Raw genomic sequence first — 19,676 nt, forward strand, 5'->3', positions numbered from 1 at the left:
CCAGGAATCCAGTCTGTTAGGCTCTGTATCGGCAAGTCAAGACGAACATTCGTTTTTCTTTGAGAGGACGCCCCCATGCCGAAGGTGTCCCAGGAGTACATGGACGCTCGCCGTACCCAGATCCTGGACGCGGCCCGACGATGCTTCCTGCGCGACGGATTCCACTCGACGTCGATGCAGGATCTGTTCACCGAGTCCGGGCTCTCGGCGGGCGCGGTGTACCGGCACTTCGCGAGCAAGGACGAGATGATCCTGGCCATCGCCGAGGAGAACATGCGTGAGGTCCTGACCCTGGTCCACACCGTCGCCACGACTCGGCCCAGTGGTTCCGTGGGGGCGGTCGTCGCCGATGTCCTCGACCTCGTGTCGGCTCGGTCCGCGGAACACGACACCGCCAGGCTGGCCGTGCTGGCATGGTCCGAGGCCCTGCGCAACGAGACGCTGGCCGGACAGTTCAGCACCCTGCTGACCCAGATGCGTTCCGACCTCGCCGAGGTCGTACGAGAGCACCAGGAAAGCGGCGCCCTGCCCGCCGAGGTGACCGCAGAGTCGATCGCCGGTGCGCTGGTCTGCCTCCTACCCGGCTACATCCTCCAGGTGGCCATGCTCGACCCCACGCTCGTGGCGGGGGTGGGCGAAGCGGTGCGGGCCCTGTGGCCGGACCCGGCCACGCCCTGACCTGCTCCGTCGCCGGACGAGCAGGACCGACCACCCGGCGGCGCCGATCAGTCCCGGGTTGAGGGTCCGGTAGAGAAGATCGGCGGCCGTGGCGGCCGCCATCGGCATTCCGCCGCGATGCAGGGTCAGGACCAGAGCCGCGTCGAGAGGGCCGAGTCCCGCGGGCAACAGCGGCAGGGCCGATACGGCCGTCATCGCGGCGACATAGGCGAGCAGCACCTGGCCCGAGGCCGGGGCCGAGCCCACCGCATGGCACACGGCGAGCACACACACGAGATCGCCGACCCAGTTGATCAGGGCAGCGCCGAACCCCAGGACCCAGAAGCGATTCGGCGGCCGCAGGGCGGCCAACTCCCCCAGCAGGCCGTCGGCCGAGGTCTGCCCGCCCGCGCCGCGCCGCAGTCTCCGCCACACGCGGAGCAGGCCGCTCACCGGCCGGCGCAGCACACGGGTACGCCGGACCAGCGCGAGCGCGGCGACGGTGCCGCCGCACACCGCCGAGACCTGAACGGCCGCCCCCGGGAGCCGGGCGCTGTCCCCGGCCAGAGTCCCGCCGATGCCGGCCAGCAGGACGAGTGCGACCGCACTCAGCACACCGGTGACGGCGTGGGTGAAGCCGATCAGGGGCACACTGGCGCCCCAGGCACGCATACGCCGCGTCCGGTAGGTGATCGACACCAGGCTGCCGCCGGGCAGGGTCGCGCTGAGAGCGTTCCCGGCGAACACGGCGGACGCCGCGGCGCGCAGCCCCACGATCAACCCGCCCGCGCCCAGCGCCAGGCGCTGCAGCCGGGCGAAGGCAGCCATCGACACCATCTCGGCGACGACAGCCAGCAGGAACCACGCGGGTTGAGCGTGGGACAGCCGGCCGGCCGCACGGCGTGCGTGGGGCGCGGCGAACGCCAGCTCGACACAGAGCAACGTCACGACGGCCCCCGTGGCGAGCGCGACGCGTGGTCGGGAGCGTGACCGGGACGCGCACCCGTCGTCCTCGTCCGCCGGTTCCGCCCGGGCTTGCGCTCCCGAAGCGGCGACCCGGCCGCCTCCGCGGCCGCCGGGCTCGGTCCGGCGCGAGCCGCTCATCGCCGCACCGGCCACGGGTGCAGCTCGCGCACCAGGCCCTCCGGGCGCACGCGGCCCTCGCCATCCGCGATCGACGGCAGCGAGCCGACCGCCTCCGGCCGGACGGACGGGGCGGCGTCAGCAGCACCGCCGAGCGCCCCGGCCTGCATCGCGCTCATACCGCCGCCCCCTTCCCGCAATGATCGTTCCCTTTCGCCCTCATCCTGCGGCTCTGACGAGACCCGGTCAAGACGAACATTCGTTTTTCTTGCGGGACGCGATGCCGAGGGTTGTAAAAAATGACTGTTCGTTTTATTTTCGTGGAGCGGGCGTCAGGGGACAGTCACCCGCGGCCCGCCCGACCGAGCGACGGTGGCGGGCGGCCCCGTCCCTGCGAGAGGCCGTAGCGGACCTCGCAGGGCGGGGCCCTTCCTGTTTGGTACGGGTGCGCACGCACGGGCCTGTCACACATCAGAGCGCCATCCGGTCAATCACCTTAAATGGCGCAAAACCGTCAAACAGGCATCTTCTGCACCTAAGGACAGAGTTCGATGGTCAGCACGCATGAGGCGACAGTCGGTAACCGGATGAACACGCGCGAGATAGCCGACTCGGCAGTCGCGATGCTCGACGAGCAGGGGACGGTGCTCGGATGGACGCGGGCCGCCGAGCGGCTCGTCGGCTACCCCGCCGGGGACGTGGTGGGCCGGTCCGCCGCACTCGTGCTGCCGTCACCCGAGGAGGCGCCCACGATTTCGGCGTTCGTCGAGCGATGCCGCGCCCAGAAGGGCTGGTCGGGCACCACGGCAGTGCGCCACCGAGACGGCCGCATGCTCACCGTCAGCCTGCGGATGTCGATGCTGCGGGGGCAGGACGGGGCGGTTCGGTGGCTCGTCTCCGTGACCGATATCCGCAAGCTCTCACAGGAGGCGATGAACGGATCGGTGCGGGAGTCGCTCCTCACCCGCGCACCGATCGGCATCGTCGTCCATGACCCGCGACTGCGGTGCACCTGGGTGAACGACACGATGGAGAGCCATGACGGCCTCTCCCGTGACCGACGGCTCGGCCGCCGGGCCGCCGAGGCGCTGCCCGGTGTCGAGGCCGAAGCACTCGAGACGGTGCTGCGGCAGGTACTCCGCAGCGGCACCACCCGGGTCCACGAGTTCCGCAGGCGGGTGCCGACGAGCCCGCGCCCGGAGCGCGTCCTCACGGCTTCGTTCTTCTGCCTCCTGGACGCCGAAGGGCAGGCGCTGGGGGTGTGTGCCATCAGCGTCGATGTCACCGAGAGCCGGCAGGCGCACGAGCGCCTCGCCATCCTCACCGAGGCCGGTACGCGTCTCGGGGGCACCCTGGATGCGATGCGGACCAGCCAGGAACTGGTCGACCTCGCCGTGCCGCTGTTCGCCGACTTCGCCATCGTCGACCTGGAGCATTCGGTCCCGTCCGGCGAAGGGCCCCCGGTCCGCATCGGCCCGATGGGTGAGCGCCTCCCCGTCTTCCGGCGGGCCGGTCTGGCCTCGATCCGCCAGGGGGTCCCGGAATCCCCGTGGGTTCGCGGTGAGCCGGTTCCCGTGCCGCCCGTCGCACCCTTCACCGACATTCTGCGCACCGGAAGGTCCCATCTGGAGCCGGTACTGGACACCGCTCCGGGCACCTGGATCGACCAGGACCCGGTACGGGCGCGGAAGGTCCACGAGAACGGCGTGCACTCCCTGATGGTCGTACCCATACGTGCGAGGCAGGTCCTGCTGGGGGTGGCGGTGTTCATCCGCACCGAGGACCCGGTGCCGTTCCACGAGGACGATCTGCTCCTCGCCGAGGAACTTGTCAGTCGCGCCGCGCTGTCGTTGGACAGTGCTCGCCTGTACGCCCGCGAACGCGCCACCGCACTCGCGCTCCAGTGCAACCTGCTCCCTCAGCGCTTGAGGGGTGGCACGGCGGTCGAGGCGGCCTCCCGCTATCTGCCCGCCGACCTGGACATCGGTGTCGGGGGCGACTGGTTCGACGTGATCCCGCTGTCCGGCGCCCGGGTCGCCCTCGTCGTCGGCGATGTGGTCGGCCACGGCATCAACGCCACCGCGGCCATGGGCCGGCTCCGCACCGCCGTACACATGCTCGCCGAGATGGAGCTGCCCCCCGACGAACTGCTGACCCGCCTCGACGACACGATCCAGCGCCTGGGCGAGGGAGCCCCCGACACTCCGGGCCAGATGACCGCCGTGGTGGGCGCCACCTGTCTGTACGCCGTCTACGACCCGGCCACCCGGAAGTGCGTCATGGCCCGGGCCGGGCACCCCCCGCCCGCGATCGTCGACCCGCGGGGCCGGGTCGTCTTCCCCGACCTCCCCACCGGAACCCCCCTCGGTATCGGGGTGGGGGTCCCTTTCGAGTCCGTGGAGCTGGAACTGCCCGAGGGAAGTCTCCTCGCCCTGTACACCGACGGCCTCATCGAGACCCGCGACCACGACATCGACGCGGGAATGCACCGCCTGGGCACCGCCCTGGCACAACCGCGGCGCTCCCTGGAAGACCTGTGCTCCCGCGCGATGGAGACCGTCCCGGGCCACGCACCGTCCGACGACGTCACCCTGCTCCTCGTGCGCACCCTCTCACTCAGCCCGACCCAGGTCGCCTCCTGGACGCTGCCGTCCGACCAGGCCGCTGTCGGCAGCGCCCGCCACCTGGCAGCCCGTCAGCTGGCCGAATGGGGCCTGGACGGCCTTGAGGACGCCACGGAGCTGATCGTCAGCGAACTGGTCACCAACGCCGTCCGCCACAGCGCCGGCCCGATCGGTCTGCGGCTGATCCAGCATCAAGCCCTGACCTGCGAGGTGTTCGACACCAGCGACTGCCTCCCGCGGCCGCGTCGCGCGCACCCCACCGACGAGAACGGCCGGGGCCTCTTCCTGGTCGCCCAGCTGTCGCGCAGATGGGACTCCCGGCCGGTGTCGGGCGGCAAAGTCGTCTGGTCGGAACAAGACCTGGGCCCGGCTCAGACACGCGGGCCCACGGCCCGCCGCCCGCACCACAGGAGCGGAGTCGCCCGGGGACGGCAGTGGATCGAGGCGCTCTTCGGCACCCTCAGAAGGCCGGCCACGGCCCTGGACGGCACGGGGGCCGGGCACCGGCCGGAGCGTCCGCCCGAACCGGCCGGCGCGTGTTCGACCCGGCCGGGGTGACGGACGGCGAGTTCGCGGGCTCAGGACCCCGGTCTCCGTATGAAGGGCGGTCTGTTCACGCAGTGGACGCGGCCGGACTGTTCGCCACCGGGTCGACTAGCGTCGGAGGCATGACCAGCGACCACTCCCCCGGCCTCGCCGACGCCCTCGCCACCGGGACGGTCGTGCTCGACGGTGGTATGTCCAACCAGCTGGCGTCCGCCGGGCACGATCTGAGCGACGAGCTGTGGTCGGCGCGGCTGCTGGCCGACCGGCCCGACGCGGTCCGCGACGCGCACCTCGCGTATTTCAGGGCGGGCGCGGACGTCGCGATCACCGCCAGCTACCAGGCCACCTTCGAGGGCTTCGCCAAGCGCGGGATCGCGCGCGAGGAGGCCGCGCGGCTGCTCGCGCTGAGCGTGGAGCTGGGTCGGGACGCGGCCCGGCGGGCACGGGCGGAGGGGATCATACGGCCGCTGTGGGTGGCCGCCTCGGTCGGGCCGTACGGGGCGATGCTCGCGGACGGTTCCGAGTACCGGGGGCGGTACGGGCTGGGCGTCGACGAGCTGGAGCGGTTCCACCGGCCACGCCTTGAGGTGCTGGCCGGGGCGGGGCCGGATGTACTGGCGCTGGAGACCGTGCCGGACACCGACGAGGCGGAGGCGTTGCTGCGGGCGGTGCGGGGGCTTGGGGTCCCGGCCTGGCTGTCGTACAGCGTGGCGGGTGGGCGGACTCGGGCGGGGCAGCCGCTGGCGGAGGCGTTCGCCCTGGCCGCCGATGTGGACGAGGTGATCGCGGTGGGGGTGAACTGCTGTGCGCCCGAGGAGGTGCCCGGGGCGGTCGAGGTGGCGGCGCGGGTCACCGGGAAGCCGGTGGTCGTCTATCCCAACAGCGGGGAGGTGTGGGACGCGGAGGCTCGGGCGTGGACGGGGCGGTCGCTGTTCGACCCCGGGCAGGTGGAGGGGTGGCGGGACGCGGGGGCTCGGTTGATCGGAGGGTGCTGCCGGGTGGGGCCGGAGGCGATCGCCGGGATTGCTCGGGTGGTTTGAGGTCGCCTGCTCGCCGTGGGTGGTTGGGGGGTGGGCGGCTGCGGGCTCGGTGGGGGCTGGTCGCGCAGTTCCCCGCGCCCCTTTCGGGGCGCTGTAGTCCCGTTCCTTTCGGGGCGCTGTATCCCGTTCCTTTCGGGGCGCTGTATCGCGTTCCCCGGACCCGTGACGGGGCGCTGCAGTCCCGTTCCCTACATCCGTGACGGGGCGCTAAGGTCCCCGTGGGAACCGGTTGGCGGGGGTGGGGTTGACCAGGAAGAGCGCAGAAGCGGGGCGGAGCACCGTCCGTGATGTCGCCGCACGCGCCGGGGTGTCCGCCTCCACCGTCTCCCGTGTGCTCGGCGGCGACTATCCCGTCAGCGCCGCCACCCGTAAGCGCGTCCTGCGGGCCGTCCGCGAGCTGGACTACGTCGCCGACGCCCGTGCCAAGGCCGTCGCCGGGGCCGGTACGCCCACCCTCGCCTTCGTGCTGGAGGACATCACCGGGCCGTCCTTCGCGCACATGGCGTACGGCGTGGAGCGGGAGGCGGCTCGGCTCGGGCATCTGAGCCTGGTGTGCAGCACCGACGGCGACGTCGGGCGTGAGCTGGAGTTCATCGGGATGATGCGGGCCCAGCGGGCCGCCGCCGTGATCCTCGTGGGCGGGGCGGCGGACACGCCCGAGTACCGGGAGCGGACCCGCCGGGTCGCCGACTCGCTGGCCTCGGCCGGCTCCCGGCTCGTGCTGTGCGGGCGGCCGCCGCTCGGGCCCGGCGCGCCGGTCACGGTCATCGAGTACGACAACGAGGGCGGCGCCCACGCCCTGGTGGCCCATGTGCTCGCGCAGGGTCATCGGCGGGTGCTGTTCCTCGGCGGGAAGCCGGACCACACGACGGCGATGGGGCGCGAGCGCGGATACGTCGCCGCCCACCGCGCCCGGGGCCTCGAACCCGACCCCGCTCTGCTGCTGCACGGCGACTTCACCCGGGACTCCGGGCACCGGCTGATGCGGGAGGCGCTCGCGCGGCGGCTGGAGTTCAGCGCCGTGGTCGCCGCCACCGACATGGTCGCGGCGGGTGCGCTGACCGCCCTGCACGAGGCGGGGCTCGAGGTGCCGGGGGACGTGTCGGTGGCGGGGTACGACGACATCCCCTTCGCGCGTGATCTGCACCCGGCCCTGACCACCGTGCACGTGCCCTACGAGGAGCTGGGGCGGCTCGCCGTACGGACCGCGCTCGGGCACGGCGGGGAGTCGGCCGACGAGCATCTGCTCCTCGGCACGCATGTGGTCGTACGGGACTCAGTGGCGGCGTACGGCGGCCACTGAGCGGCGCAGCCGGCGTACGGCCAGGGCCAGTTCGGCAGTCCGCTCGGGGGGCGGCACGGGGGCGGGTGTCCAGAGGGCGAACTCGCGGTCCCGGGGGCCGGACACCGTGTGAGGTCGGCCGTCGCCGAGGACGCGGACCGGGTGGGTGTCGTCCCAGGGCTGCCAGCCGGGGTCCCCGGTGGTGGCGAAGCGGACCCAGGCGCCGTGCATCTCGTCGGCCAGTTCCTGCGGGGCACCCTCGCCGGCCAGCCGGGCCGCGTCGGGCCCGTCCCCGGTGTCGAAGACGAAGCCCAGCTCCAGGGCGTGGCAGGCGCCGAGTCGGGGGCGGTGGGAGGGCCAGGCGAACTCGTAGAGGTAGGACGAGCCCGGGCGGGCCTCGGCCAGCCGGTGCAGCGGGCGGCGGAGCAGGTGGTCGGTGACCATCTGGCCGACGGTCTCGGCGGGTCCTGCCTCGGGGTGCAGGGCGCGGTAACCGCGCGGCACCTCGTGGCCGACGTGGCAGCGGGCCATGGCGCCGGCGAGGGCGACCGGGCCGAGTCGGTCGACGTGGTCGAGCAGGCCGCCGGGGACCAGCCAGAGCCGGTACTCGTCGCGGGTCCAGCCCATGAGGAGGTCGACGCCTCTGGCGGCATCGCCGTCGAGGAGGGCCTGCAGGGGGTCGCGCGGGACGAGGTCGCCGTCGACGACGATGCCGAAGGCGGGGCCGCCCAGGACCGGGCTGCTCAGCCGGCCGACCTCGGCCTGGGTGCGCAGCAGCAGTTCGCGGTCGACCTCGGCGAAGGCCTGGGCGGTGGCGGGGATCCGCAGGCGGTTGGCCATCCGGCGGACCATGCGCCGGACCTTGTCGCGCTCGGCGGCCTCGGGCGGGCCGCTCTGCAGCACGGCCCGGCGGATCAGGCCCTGGGCCTGGGGTGCGGCGAGCAGGGCGCCGACGCTGATGGCGCCGGCGGACTGGCCGCAGAGGGTGATGCGGTCCGGGTCGCCGCCGAAGCCGGCGATGGTGTCGTGCACCCAGCACAGGGCGGCGAGTTGGTCGCGCAGGCCCGGGTTGTGCGGGGTGTCGGGGAACAGGCCGTAGCCCTCGACCCCCAGCCGGTAGTTGACCGAGACGAAGACCACCCCGTCACGGGCGAACGCATGACCGTCGTACACGGGTACGGCGGATGAGCCCCTGGTCAGGGCGCCGCCGTGCAGCCAGACCAGGACCGGGAGCCGGGCGGCGGGGCCCGGCTCCGGGGTCCACACGTTGAGGTTGAGGCAGTCGTCGCCGGGGATCACCGGGTCGGACAGGTACTCCGCGAACGCCTCCGAGTACGGCGGTTTGGGCGCCGTCGGCCCGAAGGCGGCCGCGTCCCGGACGCCGTCCCAGGGTTCGGGCGGCACGGGCGGAAGGAACCGGTGTGCCCCGAAGGGCGGGGCGGCGTAGGGGATGCCGCGGAACGCCGCAACCGACTTCTCCCACCTGCCGCGCACCGCCCCGAACGGGGTGCCGACCACGGGGTCCTCGATGTCCGTCCGGTCTGCCGTCATCCGCCACCAGCTCCTCCCGCCGCGCGTGCCTCAACGCCGGTGTGACAAGAGCACCACATCGGCTCGCGGTATTCCGGCACCCACGGCGTTCGGGGGGCTGCGCGCGGCTACTTGGCGTACATCAGGGTGCCGAAGCCGAGCTGGTCGTAGCCGCCGCTGTCGGAGCCGTAGTCCCCGCCGCCGCCCTCGGGGGCGGCCAGGTTGTAGTACATGGCGGAGATGTACTTGTCGTCGAGGTTGACGCGCCGGTTGTAGTGGAAGTGGAGCATCGCCCACACCGGGCGGATCTGGCCGCGGGAGGCGGAGGAGATCACCGTCTGGGACGACTGGGCGCAGCTCTGCCCGGTGCCCCAGGTGTAGGTGGTGAAGGGCACGTCGCTGCCCGAGTTGTACTTCGCGACGTACTGCGCGGCCTTCATGAAGCGACGGCTGTCGTACGAGTACAGGTCGTCGCCCTGGTTCCAGGCCATCTCGCAGATCGCGCCCATCTGGCCCATGCCCAGGACGGTGTGGCCCTGGTCGCGGCCGGACTCCTGCCACTGGCCGAGGGCGTAGCCGTCGGAGTCGGTGTACAGGTAGGGCACGGCGTGCGCGATCGAGCCGTTGCCGGCGCCGGACCTGAAGTACGTGACGGCCTGGTCGTACTTGGCCTTGTCCTCGTTGAGGATGCCGATGGCCAGGATCGAGGCCATGGTGCACAGGTCCCAGTTGGCCCAGTAGTTGGTGATGCAGGCGTCGTTGTGGTTGGTCAGGAAGCTGTTGTTGAGCGGGTAGAAGACGCCTGCGAGCATCGCCTGCGCCGCGGCGAGGTCGAAGCCGGCGTAGTCGCGCATCAGCTCGCAGGCGTTGGCGAACTGCCAGCCGTAGAGGCCTGCGGCGAGGAACCGGTCGGCGTTTCCGGTGACCGATGTCAGCGTCCTCGACCAGGCGTTGAGGATGTTCGCGGCGCACACGGCGTTGGCCTCGGTGCCGCCGACCCTCCAGCGCAGGGCGTTCTGGTAGGCGGCGGCGATGTCGTTGTAGAGCAGGCTGTAGTTCTGCCCGTCGCCGCCGCGGATGATCGTGGCGGTCGCTCGGTTGGTCCAGGTCGACTGGGAGTGGGAGTTGGCGGTCAGTCTGTTCCAGCCGGACAGCCAGGGGTCGGTGCCGGCGGCGACCCGCACCTTGGCGCGGTTGATGTCACCGGCGTTGTGGAGCATGCCGGGGTGGGTGAAGGTGGCCGGGGCCGCGCCGGCCACCCCGGGGGCCGTGACGGAGGCGGCGACGGAGAGGACGGCGGCGGACTTCAGGACACTGCGGCGGCTCAACCCGCCTGTCCCGGGGCGGTGTTGCTCGCGGCGGCTCATCGCGATGGTTCTCCTTCGGTGGGGGGGGTCAGGTGAGTGAGACACTCACCTCTTCGAATTGCGCGGTGCCGAGGGCCGACGGGGTGCGGGAGCACACCACCAGGCCCACGTGGTAGGGGGCGTCACCGAAGGCGGGGATCGTGCCCGTGGCGAGCGGGCTCCAGGTGACGCCGTCATCGGCGGAGACGGCGGCGGCGAAGGCGGTCCCGGTGCGCTTCAGCCGCAGCAGCAGGGGCAGTCGGACGGCGGTGCTGCCGGTGAAGGCGGAGGCTCCGGCGACGGTCGGGCGCAGCATCAGCTGGGCGCTGGTCCCGCCGGTGACGATCACGCCGGCCGCCTGGTCGAACGGCGACAGCGACTTGGTCATGAGGAGCCCCACCCGGTCGGTGGTGGCCCCGGAGCGGGCGACCAGCCGGGCGGTGAGTTCGCAGTCGCCGGTGACCGGCCTCCGTACGAACTGCCCGGTCATGCCCTGCGAGTTGACGTTGAGGTCGGTTCCGGCGCCGCGCACGGTGAAGGTGCCGTCGGCGTAGGCCGCGTCGCCCTGGGCGAGGACGGCGACGACGCCGAGGGTGCCGTAGGCGCTGCGATCGAGGACCACGTCACCGAGGTCGCCGCCGGTCCAGGGCTCGGGGAGGGCCGGGACGACGGCGGACGTGGGTGCCGTGGCCGTGGTGACGGCGGGCATCACCGCGCTGACGGACGCCGAACGCGGCCCGCGACCGGCGCAGTTGGTCTTGGCCACGGCGTAGTGGTACGTCGTCCCGGACGTGCCGCTCCCGTCCGTGTACCGCACCCGGGTGCCGAAGCCGACCGCGCCCGCGTCCCGGGCGAGGGTCCGGTACGGCCCGTGCGCGGCCGGGGCACGCAGCACGGTGTAGCGGGCCGACGGGTCCGGGTCGGTCCAGGCCAGCTCGACCCCGTCGGAGCCGGCGGCGGCGAGCAGATCGGCGGCCCGGCGGACCGGGCGCGGCACCCGCCACCCCGCGCCGACCCGGGACACCACACTGACGTTGTCGAAGGCGCCCGTGCCGGTCTCGGCGTACTCCTCGTCGACGCCCAGACAGGAGGTGAGGACGAGCCCGGCGTACCCGGTACGCGGCAGCTCGCACACGGTCGACCCCACCTCGGTCCACCGCACCCCGTCCGCCGAGATCGCCCCGGTGCAGCGGTCCCCCTCCCGGGTCACCCGCACCCAGTAGGGCGCCCGCAGCCGGTAGCCGTCGCCCGCTCCCTCGACGTACGGGGCCGCCAGCGGGGTCGCCGACTCGGGCAGCGTGCCCAGGTCGGAGATCGGGAAGCCGGCGCCGGTGGTGATGGCCTGCTGCTGGCTGGGCGGCACCGGGGTGCTCCCGGTCGCGGAGATCCCGGCACCGGCCGCCGGGCGCACGCTCCACACCCCGCTCCAGGTGTGCAGGGGCAGTCCCTGGATCAGCGTCGAGGCATGGGCGTCGGACGGGTCGAGCGAGGCCCTGAGGGTGACGCCGATCTTGGCGTACTGCGAGCTGAGCGGCCAGACGATCCGGGCGGTGACGCTGCCGTCGCCGTGCAGCGGGAGGTGGACGAGCCGGTAGGTGTCCGCGGTGCCGCTCGCCTCCAGCACGAACCGTTCACCGTCGAAGCGCGCCGATCCGGGGACGCGTACGGCGCCCAGGTGCCGGGTCCGCCAGGGCCGCGGGAGCCCTGCGGTCGCCGGGACGACGGCCGAAGTCCCGCTCTCGCCGAGGGAGTTGGCGGCGACGATCGAGTAGTAGTACGTCCGGCCCGGGCGTACCCCTCCGTCGCTGTACGACGGCGACCGGACCTCGGCAAGCCGCTCGTGGGGACCGTCGGGGTGTTCGGCGCGCCGCACCTCGTAGCGCGTCGCGTCCACCGACGGCAGCCAGGACACCGTGACCGCGTGCTCGTCACCGTCCGCCGTGAGGCCCGCGGGCGGGGTCGGCACGGCCGGGGCGGGGGCCGCGGCGCCCGCATAGGCGAAGGTGCCCCAGCTCGGCAGGTCGTCGTTGCCGCCCTCGACGACCCGGGTACCGCCGGTGCCGCGGAAGACGGCGGCCTCCGTGTGAGGCGTGGGGAGGCCGCGGACCCCCGCGTAGTGGGCGTAGTACATCTCGTAGACCGGGGGCAGGGTGCCTCGGGATATCCCCGAGACGGCCGTCTTGACGTACTTGCCGGTGCGGTCCAGGTCCGGGGTGAAGGGCACGTCGTGGCCGAGGTTGTAGCGGGCCGCGTACTCCGCGTTGGCGAGGATGCGGTCGCCGTCGTGGCCCCACAGGTCGACGCCCTGGTTCCAGGCGACCTGGGCCGCGTCGCCCATCAGGCCCACCGCGAGCTGTTCGTGGCCCTGGTCGCGGCCGGACTCCTGGCCCTGGCCGGCGTCGGTGACGATGCGGTGGCGGACGCTGCCGTTGCCCGCGCCGGCGGCGGCGAACCGCAGGGCGTCCTCGAAGAGGGTGCGTTCCTCGCAGAACACGCCGATGGCCAGGATGGTCTGAAGGGCCGTCAGGTCCCAGTTGCCGTTGGCGTAGAGCATGTAGCCGGACACGGCCGGATACCAGACGTCGAGGAAGGACGCCGCGCAGCGGGCGATGTCGGGGTCCGCCCAGCCGTCGTAGCCGGTGTGGCGCAGGAGTTCGGCCGCGTTGGCGAACTTGAAGCCCTGCAGGCCCGCGCCGAGCGGTCCGTCGGCACCGGTGACGATGGTGAGGGAGCCCGACCAGGCGTTGAGGATGTCGCGGGCCTTGTCGGCGTGCGCGCGGTCGCCGGTGACGGCCCACAGGAGGGCGTTCTGGTAGGCGGCGGCCGAGTCGGCGACGGCCTGGTTCTGGAAGTTGGCGGGGCCACGGCCCCAGGAGGTGATCTGCCCGGTGTTCTGCACGGTGTACGTGCTCTGCGAGCGGGCGTGGGCGGCGAGGGCGAGATAGCCGTCGTAGACGGGGGATTGCCTACTGTAGACCGCGGATCGCATGCGGGCCAGGTCGTCGGCCGTGTGCAGGATGCCGGGGTGGGTGAAGGCGAAGCCCGCAAGGCCGCCCGCCGCCCGGGCCGCGGGTACGAACAGCGTGTTCGTGCCCGTGGCGAGCAGCACGGCGCCGGAGGACTTCAGCAGGGCGCGGCGGCTGAGCGGGCTCACTGGGCGGCCGCCGCCTCGGCGGTGGTGAGGAACTTCAGGTTCGTCACGTGCTCGTTGGAGAACCACTGGATGGTGTCGGTGGTGTAGTACCAGCTCGGCTTCTTCATCGAGTCGGCGACGACGACCCCGTTGATCACCAGGTTCTCGAAGGTGACGTTCGTGATGGCGTGGTCGGCGTCGTAGCCGAGGAGGAGCGACGGTTCGGCGTGGGTACCGGTGTACGTGAGGTTCTTGACGTAGACGTCCTCGATGCCGCGGCCGACCGAGGTGTTGTACTTCGTGTTGTACATGACCTTCATGTAGATGACCTGGCCCCAGCGGAAGTCCTCGATCCGCACGTCCTCGATGCGCACGTTCCTGATGAGGTTGGAGTCGCCGGGGTTGAGGGCGATGCAGCCCTGGTAGTTCATCTGGGGTTCGCGGTGGTCGAGGATGTCGATGTTGCGGATGACCAGGTTCTCGATGACCTCGGGGGCGTCGGTGTTGCCGTGCGTGCCGATGTTGATCGGGTGGGCGACGTCGGCCCACAGCGAGCAGTTCCGCACGGTGATGTTCCGGGTGTCGCCGTAGTAGTCCCAGCGGTGGGCGTAGATGGCGACGCAGTCGTCGGAGTTGCGCAGGAAGCAGCCGTCGAGGACGACGTCGCTGGAGGAGAAGATGTCGATGCCGTCGCCGTTGCCGCGGGAGCTGAAGCCGCGGACCTTCTTGATGTGGACGCTCTTGGCTTCGCCGAGGGTGGTGATGTAGCCGCCCGGGTTCATGATGATGACGTCCTCGACCCGGATGTGCTTGCTGCCCTCGCAGAGCACGCCCCCGCCCGGACTGGCCCAGATCATGCCGTGGCCCTTGAGGGCGGCCGTCTCGACGTCCTTGAAGTAGACGGTCGCCTTGAGGACGGCGCCGCCGGCCAGGTAGACGGTCTTGCCGCTGGGGACGGTGAGGACGCCGCCGGTGACGGTCTGTACGCCGGGGCCGAAGTAGATGACGTCGGGGTCGTCGGCGGCCGGCGGGCGGTGCTCGATCCGGTTGGTGACGATGTGCAGGCAGTCGAAGATCTCGTCGTTGATCTGGACGACCAGGTCCTTCGGCTCGTCGAGGGTGAACCGCAGGGTGTCGCCGAGGAGTTCGGGCGTGATGTCGTACGAGTCCGGTCTCACCCGGGCCCTGGTGGTGCCGCCCTTGAGGTAGGTCACCTCGACTTCGACGGAGCCCCGGAAGTCGAAGTAGACCAGGGAGGAGTTGTAGACCTTGCCGGAGCCGGTGGCCGGGTTGATCTCCTCGAACTGGGGGCGGTAGATGTCCAGCGTCTGCCAGTCGCCGTCGGGGGCGGTGCGCACCCGCACCTGGAAGCTGGTGTTGGTCGGTACGGCGGACGGGCGGGGGTAGGTGACGAGCCTCCGTGCGGAGTTGCGGGCGTCCGCGTGGGCTGCGCCGGCGGTCAGCCCGCCGGACAGTCCCGCGGCGAGCGCGGTGACTCCGGCCGCTTGTAGGGCGGTACGGCGGGAGAAGGGTGCGTTCATCTCTGACTCCTTGCAACAGGTCGGCGGTGCGGGCTACTTGAGGCCGGACGTCGACAGGCCGGCGACGAAGCCGCGCTGCGCGACGAGGAAGACCAGCAGGATGGGGACGACGTACATCACGGAGGCGGCGGCCTGGAGGTTGGTGATGGGGGTGCCGGCCGAGGAGACGTAGGTGGTCATCACGGCGACGGCGAGGGTGGAGCGGTCGGTGGACAGCAGGAGTTGCGGCGCGATGTAGTCGCCCCAGGTCCAGGTGAAGGCGATGACGAAGCTCGCGGAGAGCACCGGCCAGGACTGCGGCAGGAAGATCCGCCAGAACATCCCGGCGTATCCGCAGCCGTCGACGATGGCCGCCTCCTCCAGTTCGCGGGGCAGTCCTGCGAAGAACTGCCGGAAGAGGAAGACCAGGTAGGGGGCGGACGACAGGCCCCACAGCACCCAGGGCCAGTAGGTGTCGACCATGCCGAGCTTGGCGAAGATCAGGTAGGTCGGCAGCAGGGTGATCATCTGGGGCAGCATCATCGAGCCGATGAGGATGCCGAACAGGGTCTTCCTGCCGGGCGCGGTCAGCCGGGCGAAGCCGAAGCCGACCCAGGCGGAGCTGAGGGCGACGAGGGTCGCGTAGATCGTCGCGATGATCAGGGAGTTGCGGGCGTAGCCGAGGAAGTCGATGAGCTGGTAGGCGTCGGCGAAGTTGTGCCACTGGAAGTGGGTGGGCAGCCAGTGCACGGGGGCGGCGGCCAGTTCGGCCGGGGCCTTGAGGCCGGTGAGGACCAGCCAGCCGAACGGGCCGAGGAACAGGCCGGTGACGGCGACCAGGACCGTGTAGAGGACGAGCCGGTTGACGCGTATCCGCGTCCGGGCCGGGGACTTGGGGGTCACGCTGGTGGCGGTCACTTCTTCGCCTCCGGGTCGACGTTGTAGAACACCACGCCGGAGGTGAACCTGAAGATGAGTCCGGTCGCGATGAGGATCAGGACGAAGAGCACCCACAGCAGTGCGGAGGCGTATCCGTAGCGGCCGAGCGCGAAGTACTCCGAGAACACGTGGATCATGTACGTGTAGTTGGACTGCGGGATCGTGGTGAGGCCGCCCGTGGTGGCGACGGGGGCCAGCAGCATCGGCATGATGGTCTGCACCGAGGCGATCACCCCGGTCACGGTCTGGAAGAGCAGTACCGGTGACAGCAGCGGCACGGTGATGCTGCGGAAGGTCCGCCAGGCGCTCGCCCCGTCGATGCGGGCCGCCTCGTGGAGTTCGCGGGGGACGTCCTGGAGCCCCGCCAGCGAGATGATCATGATGTTGCCGGCGGCCCAGAGGACCGTCATGACGAGGACATAGCGGGCGTAGGGGTCGGCCAGCCAGCCGATCGCGTCGAAGCCGAAGAAGGTCAGAACCCCGTTGGCCGCACCGGAGTTCTGGTCGAAGAGGTTCTTGAAGGCGATGCCCGCGCCCACCGGGGGCACCACGGCCGGCAGATAGAGCAGGGTGCGGAAGACGCCGCGTCCCCTGATCGGCCGGTTGACCAGAACGGCGAGTGCGAGCCCGGCGATGATCGACAGCGGCACCGAGAGAAGCGCGAACAGGCCCGCCCGGCCCAGGGCGTCCCAGGTCGCCGAATCACCCATCAGCTCGCGGTAGTTGCCGAGACCGACGTAGTGCCAGTTCGGTGAGATGCCGTCGTACGTGGTGAAGCTGAGCCACAGCGCGTAGGCCATCGGGGTGATGGTCAGCAGCGCGAACCCGGTGATCCACGGGGAGGTGAACAGGTAGAACGCCCGGTGCCTGCGGACCGTCATCGAGGGCCCGGTGCGCTCGGCGGACCCGGGCCGGCCGGCACCCTCGGTCGTACTCGGCCGGGTGGCGACAGAGGAGACCTGATCGGCCGTCATCCCACCTGCTCCTTACCCCGCTTGAGCTGCTGGTTGATGGTCGAGTTCAGGCGCCCGGCAACGGTGTCGACGGAGGTCCCGCCCGTCATCGCGGGTGTGGCGACCTGGTTGAAGAGCGCCTCGAAGGCGTCCCCCGAGATATAGGGCGACAGGGAGACCACCGAGAAGTGCCTGAGCTCGTTCTCCTGTGCCCTCAAGGTCCTTTTCTGGTACTCCTCCTTGGTGGGCATCAGCGGCCGCAGGGACTTCAGGGTGGGGATGCCCCAGCCGCTCGAGGCGCGCGCCTTGGCCGGCGCCTCGCCGAAGAACCACTCGAAGATCCGCCACGCGGCGTCCTTGTTCTTCGCCTTCCGCGGCATCCACAGGCCGGTGCCGCCCTGACAGGCGCTGATGCGCGGACCGCCCGCGAAGACGGGGGCCGGAGCGAGCCGCGAGACCTGCGCCAGCTTCTTGTCGGTGCCGATCATGCCGCCCAGCCAGTAGCCGGAGTTCGACATGGCCAGCCGCCCGGCCTGGTAGGTCGGCCCGTCCCAGCCGTTGGGGTCGGGCAGCACCGGGCTCGGCCCGACCTTGAGCCTGCAGTAGTCGAGGTACCAGGCCAGCGCCTTGCGGGCCTCGGGGGTGGTGAAGTCGACCTGGGAGAAGTCGTCGCTGAAGAGGCTGCCGCCGGCGGAGGCGGTCATGGTCGCCATGAGGGTGAGTTTGACCAGGCCGTTGTAGCTGCCGCCGAAGACGGTCGTCTGGCCCTTGGAGCGCCGGGCGAGCCGCCGGGCGTCGTCCAGCCACTCGTCGAAGGTGACGGGCTCGGTCTCGGACGGGTAGGTGACGCTCTTCTTGTCGAAGGCGGCGGTGTCGAACCAGAACATGGAGTCCTGGGAGAAGTCCTTCGCCATGCCGTAGCGGGGCCCCTGCCCCTGGACCTTGCCGTCGTAGCGCCACAGGTCGTTGACGGGGTCCAGGTCATCGAGCCTGAGGACGCTGCTGCCGGCGAAGTAGTCGTCCAGCTCCTGCATCACGTCCCGGGCCGCGAAGTACGCCGCGTCCACGGCACCGACACCGCGCACCAGGTCCGGCGGACTGCCACTGGTGAGCATCGCGATCAGCTTGGTGATGTCGTAGTCCACCCGCTCGATCGTGACGCCGGTCTCCTTCTTGGCCTGCTTGACCAGGTCGGGGCTGAGGTCGTCGGCCTTGACCATCATGGTGACGGTCTCGCCCGAGCTGCTCACCCCGGTGGACACCTGGAGCGCACAGCCGCCGAGCGACGCCGCACCGGCCGCGGCACCCGCCGCCGACAGGGCGAGAAAGCGGCGCCGGCTGACCGGGGCTCGGGCATGCGTCTGCATGGACTACCCACTCTCTTCGGGGAGATGACGAGGCGTCGGCTCGTTTGGCAACCGGTTGCTATGAGCGGTGAGGGGAGCTTCGACCCGTACGGAGGCATCGTCAAGGGGGGTGACGAACTTTCGAAAACCCTTCGGCGGCAACCGGTTGCTCGTGTGTACCGGTTGCTGCTCACGAGCCGTTCGGCCGACCGCACATCGAAAGATTCCGACTCATACCCCTTGCTGGGAGCGGCCGGACCGTCCTACCGTCTCGTGGAAACCGGTTTCTAAGGCACTGCCGAGCCGCCGCCCTCCTCGCCGAGAGCGCCCACCTCCGAAGGAACACGGTCTGATGAACTCCACCAGGTTGGTCCGCGCCGCGATCGCGGGCCTCGCACTGACGGGTCTGCTCTCCGCCTGCGGCGGATCGGGCTCCGGCTCCGACGCGGCCGCCGGCCCGGTCACGCTGCCCTTCTGGGGCTGGGCGAACGGCCAGGAGACCGTGGTGAAGGCGTTCAACGCCTCCCACAAGGACGTCCAGCTGAAGTACACGAAGGTGACCGACCAGCTGACCATGCAGAAGCAGCTCACCAACGCGGTGAAGGCGGGCAACGCGCCCTGCCTGGTGCAGAACACCGCGGAATACGTGACGAGTTGGGTCGCCCAGGGCGCCCTCGCCGACATCACCAAGTACGTCGGGTCGGCCAAGGACACGTTCAACTCCGGTTCCTGGTCGGCCGCCCAGGTGCAGGGCAAGCTCTACGGCGTCCCCACCAGCTCCGCGCCGAACTTCACCGTCTACCGCACCGACATCTTCCAGAAGTACGGCCTCAAGGCCCCCACCACCTGGGATGAGTTCATCGCGGCCGGCAAGGTGCTGAAGAAGCACGGCATCAAGATCACCAACTATGCCGGTGAGGACCCCAGCACCCTCGAAGTGCTCGCCATGCAGGCCGGCGCCCACTGGTACGCGATCGACGGCGACTCCTGGAAGGTCGACTTCCAGGACGCGGGCACCCTGAAGGCCGCCGACGTGATCCAGCAGATCATCGACAACGACCTCGACTCCAAGCTGTCGTTCGCCGACTACGCGGCCGTACAGCGGAACTACGACAACGGCGGGACCGCGACCCGGCAGATCTCCACCTGGCAGATGGCCGGCATGGTGCAGAACTTCACCAAGTCCTTCGGCAAATGGGCCCTCTCCCCCTGGCCCGCCTTCACCGGCGAGGCCGCGAAGACCCCGGCCGGCACCAACCTCACCGGCAGCGTCACCCTCGTCACCAAGCAGTGCGCTCACCAACAGCAGGCTGCCGAGGCCGCGTTGTGGATGTCGACCGATCCCGGCGCGGTGAAGACGATGGCGAGCCCGACCACCGGCAACGGGGTGATGCCCGCACTGGCCGACAGCAGCGCCTACGTCGACGAGGCGATCTCGCAGAAACTGCTCGGCCCGAACTACGCCCCGGCGAAGAAGGTCGTCACCGACAGCCTGGCCGACGTCACCACCGACTGGACCTTCGGCCCCGACTGGACGGCCATGTTCACCGAGCTGCAGAACGGCTGGGCGAAGGTGGTCAGCAAGCAGGAGAAGGTCACCGACCTCCTCGCCCACATGCAGGAGTGGACGGTGGGCGACCTGAAGTCCCGCGGCATCAGCGTCAAGGGCTGAGGCGG

Annotated in this window: 14 protein-coding genes; 5 read left to right on the forward strand and 9 right to left on the reverse strand. The window is 71.0% G+C overall.

Annotated features, from left to right (window positions below):
* Window positions 1-75: 75 nt before the first annotated feature.
* Window positions 76-678, forward strand: a complete 603-nt coding sequence (locus tag ACZ5K7_RS01740) for a TetR/AcrR family transcriptional regulator (RefSeq protein WP_468909259.1) — start codon at window positions 76-78, stop codon at window positions 676-678.
* Here the strand turns inward: ACZ5K7_RS01740 and ACZ5K7_RS01745 are convergent.
* Both ACZ5K7_RS01745 and ACZ5K7_RS01750 read right to left on the reverse strand, forming a co-directional pair.
* Complete coding sequence (locus ACZ5K7_RS01745; protein ID WP_468909261.1) at window positions 577-1,605, reverse strand: lysylphosphatidylglycerol synthase transmembrane domain-containing protein; 1,029 nt, start codon at window positions 1,603-1,605, stop codon at window positions 577-579. The two genes, ACZ5K7_RS01740 and ACZ5K7_RS01745, sit on opposite strands and share 102 nt — an antisense overlap.
* Window positions 1,606-1,757: 152 nt before the next feature.
* Entirely contained in the window at window positions 1,758-1,919 is a 162-nt protein-coding gene (locus ACZ5K7_RS01750) for a hypothetical protein (RefSeq protein WP_468909264.1), read from the reverse strand.
* A gap of 372 nt (window positions 1,920-2,291) precedes the next feature.
* On the opposite strand from ACZ5K7_RS01750, the gene ACZ5K7_RS01755 reads away from it, so the two are divergent.
* The 3 genes from ACZ5K7_RS01755 to ACZ5K7_RS01765 all read left to right on the forward strand — a co-directional run bounded on the left by ACZ5K7_RS01755 (window position 2,292) and on the right by ACZ5K7_RS01765 (window position 7,253).
* Window positions 2,292-4,922: a SpoIIE family protein phosphatase gene (locus tag ACZ5K7_RS01755; protein ID WP_468909266.1), complete on the forward strand. Its 2,631-nt coding sequence runs from the start codon at window positions 2,292-2,294 to the stop codon at window positions 4,920-4,922.
* Between the two features lie 110 nt (window positions 4,923-5,032).
* Complete coding sequence (gene mmuM / locus ACZ5K7_RS01760; protein WP_468909268.1) at window positions 5,033-5,950, forward strand: homocysteine S-methyltransferase; 918 nt, start codon at window positions 5,033-5,035, stop codon at window positions 5,948-5,950.
* Between the two features lie 244 nt (window positions 5,951-6,194).
* Window positions 6,195-7,253, forward strand: a complete 1,059-nt coding sequence (locus tag ACZ5K7_RS01765; protein WP_468909270.1) for a LacI family DNA-binding transcriptional regulator — start codon at window positions 6,195-6,197, stop codon at window positions 7,251-7,253.
* Here ACZ5K7_RS01765 and ACZ5K7_RS01770 read toward each other — a convergent pair.
* From ACZ5K7_RS01770 to ACZ5K7_RS01800, 7 genes are all read right to left on the reverse strand, one after another.
* Window positions 7,227-8,783: a carboxylesterase/lipase family protein gene (locus ACZ5K7_RS01770; protein ID WP_468909272.1), complete on the reverse strand. Its 1,557-nt coding sequence runs from the start codon at window positions 8,781-8,783 to the stop codon at window positions 7,227-7,229. The genes ACZ5K7_RS01765 and ACZ5K7_RS01770 overlap by 27 nt on opposite strands.
* A 107-nt stretch (window positions 8,784-8,890) precedes the next feature.
* The gene (locus ACZ5K7_RS01775) at window positions 8,891-10,129 is read right to left on the reverse strand and encodes an alginate lyase family protein (protein WP_468909274.1); all 1,239 of its coding nucleotides are present in this window, start codon (window positions 10,127-10,129) and stop codon (window positions 8,891-8,893) included.
* Between the two features lie 28 nt (window positions 10,130-10,157).
* Window positions 10,158-13,262 (reverse strand): alginate lyase family protein, encoded by a 3,105-nt coding sequence (locus ACZ5K7_RS01780; RefSeq protein ID WP_468909277.1) that lies wholly within the window; start codon window positions 13,260-13,262, stop codon window positions 10,158-10,160.
* Entirely contained in the window at window positions 13,259-14,782 is a 1,524-nt protein-coding gene (locus ACZ5K7_RS01785; protein ID WP_468909279.1) for a glycosyl hydrolase family 28 protein, read from the reverse strand. The genes ACZ5K7_RS01780 and ACZ5K7_RS01785 overlap by 4 nt, the downstream gene beginning before the upstream one ends.
* Before the next feature lie 33 nt (window positions 14,783-14,815).
* Window positions 14,816-15,679 (reverse strand): carbohydrate ABC transporter permease, encoded by an 864-nt coding sequence (locus ACZ5K7_RS01790; protein WP_468909282.1) that lies wholly within the window; start codon window positions 15,677-15,679, stop codon window positions 14,816-14,818.
* Window positions 15,676-16,674: a carbohydrate ABC transporter permease gene (locus ACZ5K7_RS01795; protein ID WP_468909284.1), complete on the reverse strand. Its 999-nt coding sequence runs from the start codon at window positions 16,672-16,674 to the stop codon at window positions 15,676-15,678. Before ACZ5K7_RS01795 ends, ACZ5K7_RS01790 begins: the two co-directional genes overlap by 4 nt.
* Window positions 16,671-18,020, reverse strand: coding sequence for an extracellular solute-binding protein (locus ACZ5K7_RS01800; protein ID WP_468909287.1), 1,350 nt, complete (start codon window positions 18,018-18,020; stop codon window positions 16,671-16,673). Before ACZ5K7_RS01800 ends, ACZ5K7_RS01795 begins: the two co-directional genes overlap by 4 nt.
* 331 nt (window positions 18,021-18,351) lie before the next feature.
* On the opposite strand from ACZ5K7_RS01800, the gene ACZ5K7_RS01805 reads away from it, so the two are divergent.
* Window positions 18,352-19,671 (forward strand): ABC transporter substrate-binding protein, encoded by a 1,320-nt coding sequence (locus ACZ5K7_RS01805; RefSeq protein WP_468909289.1) that lies wholly within the window; start codon window positions 18,352-18,354, stop codon window positions 19,669-19,671.
* Window positions 19,672-19,676 lie beyond the last annotated feature (5 nt).

It is taken from the genome of Streptomyces sp. NPDC031497 (assembly GCF_055580905.1).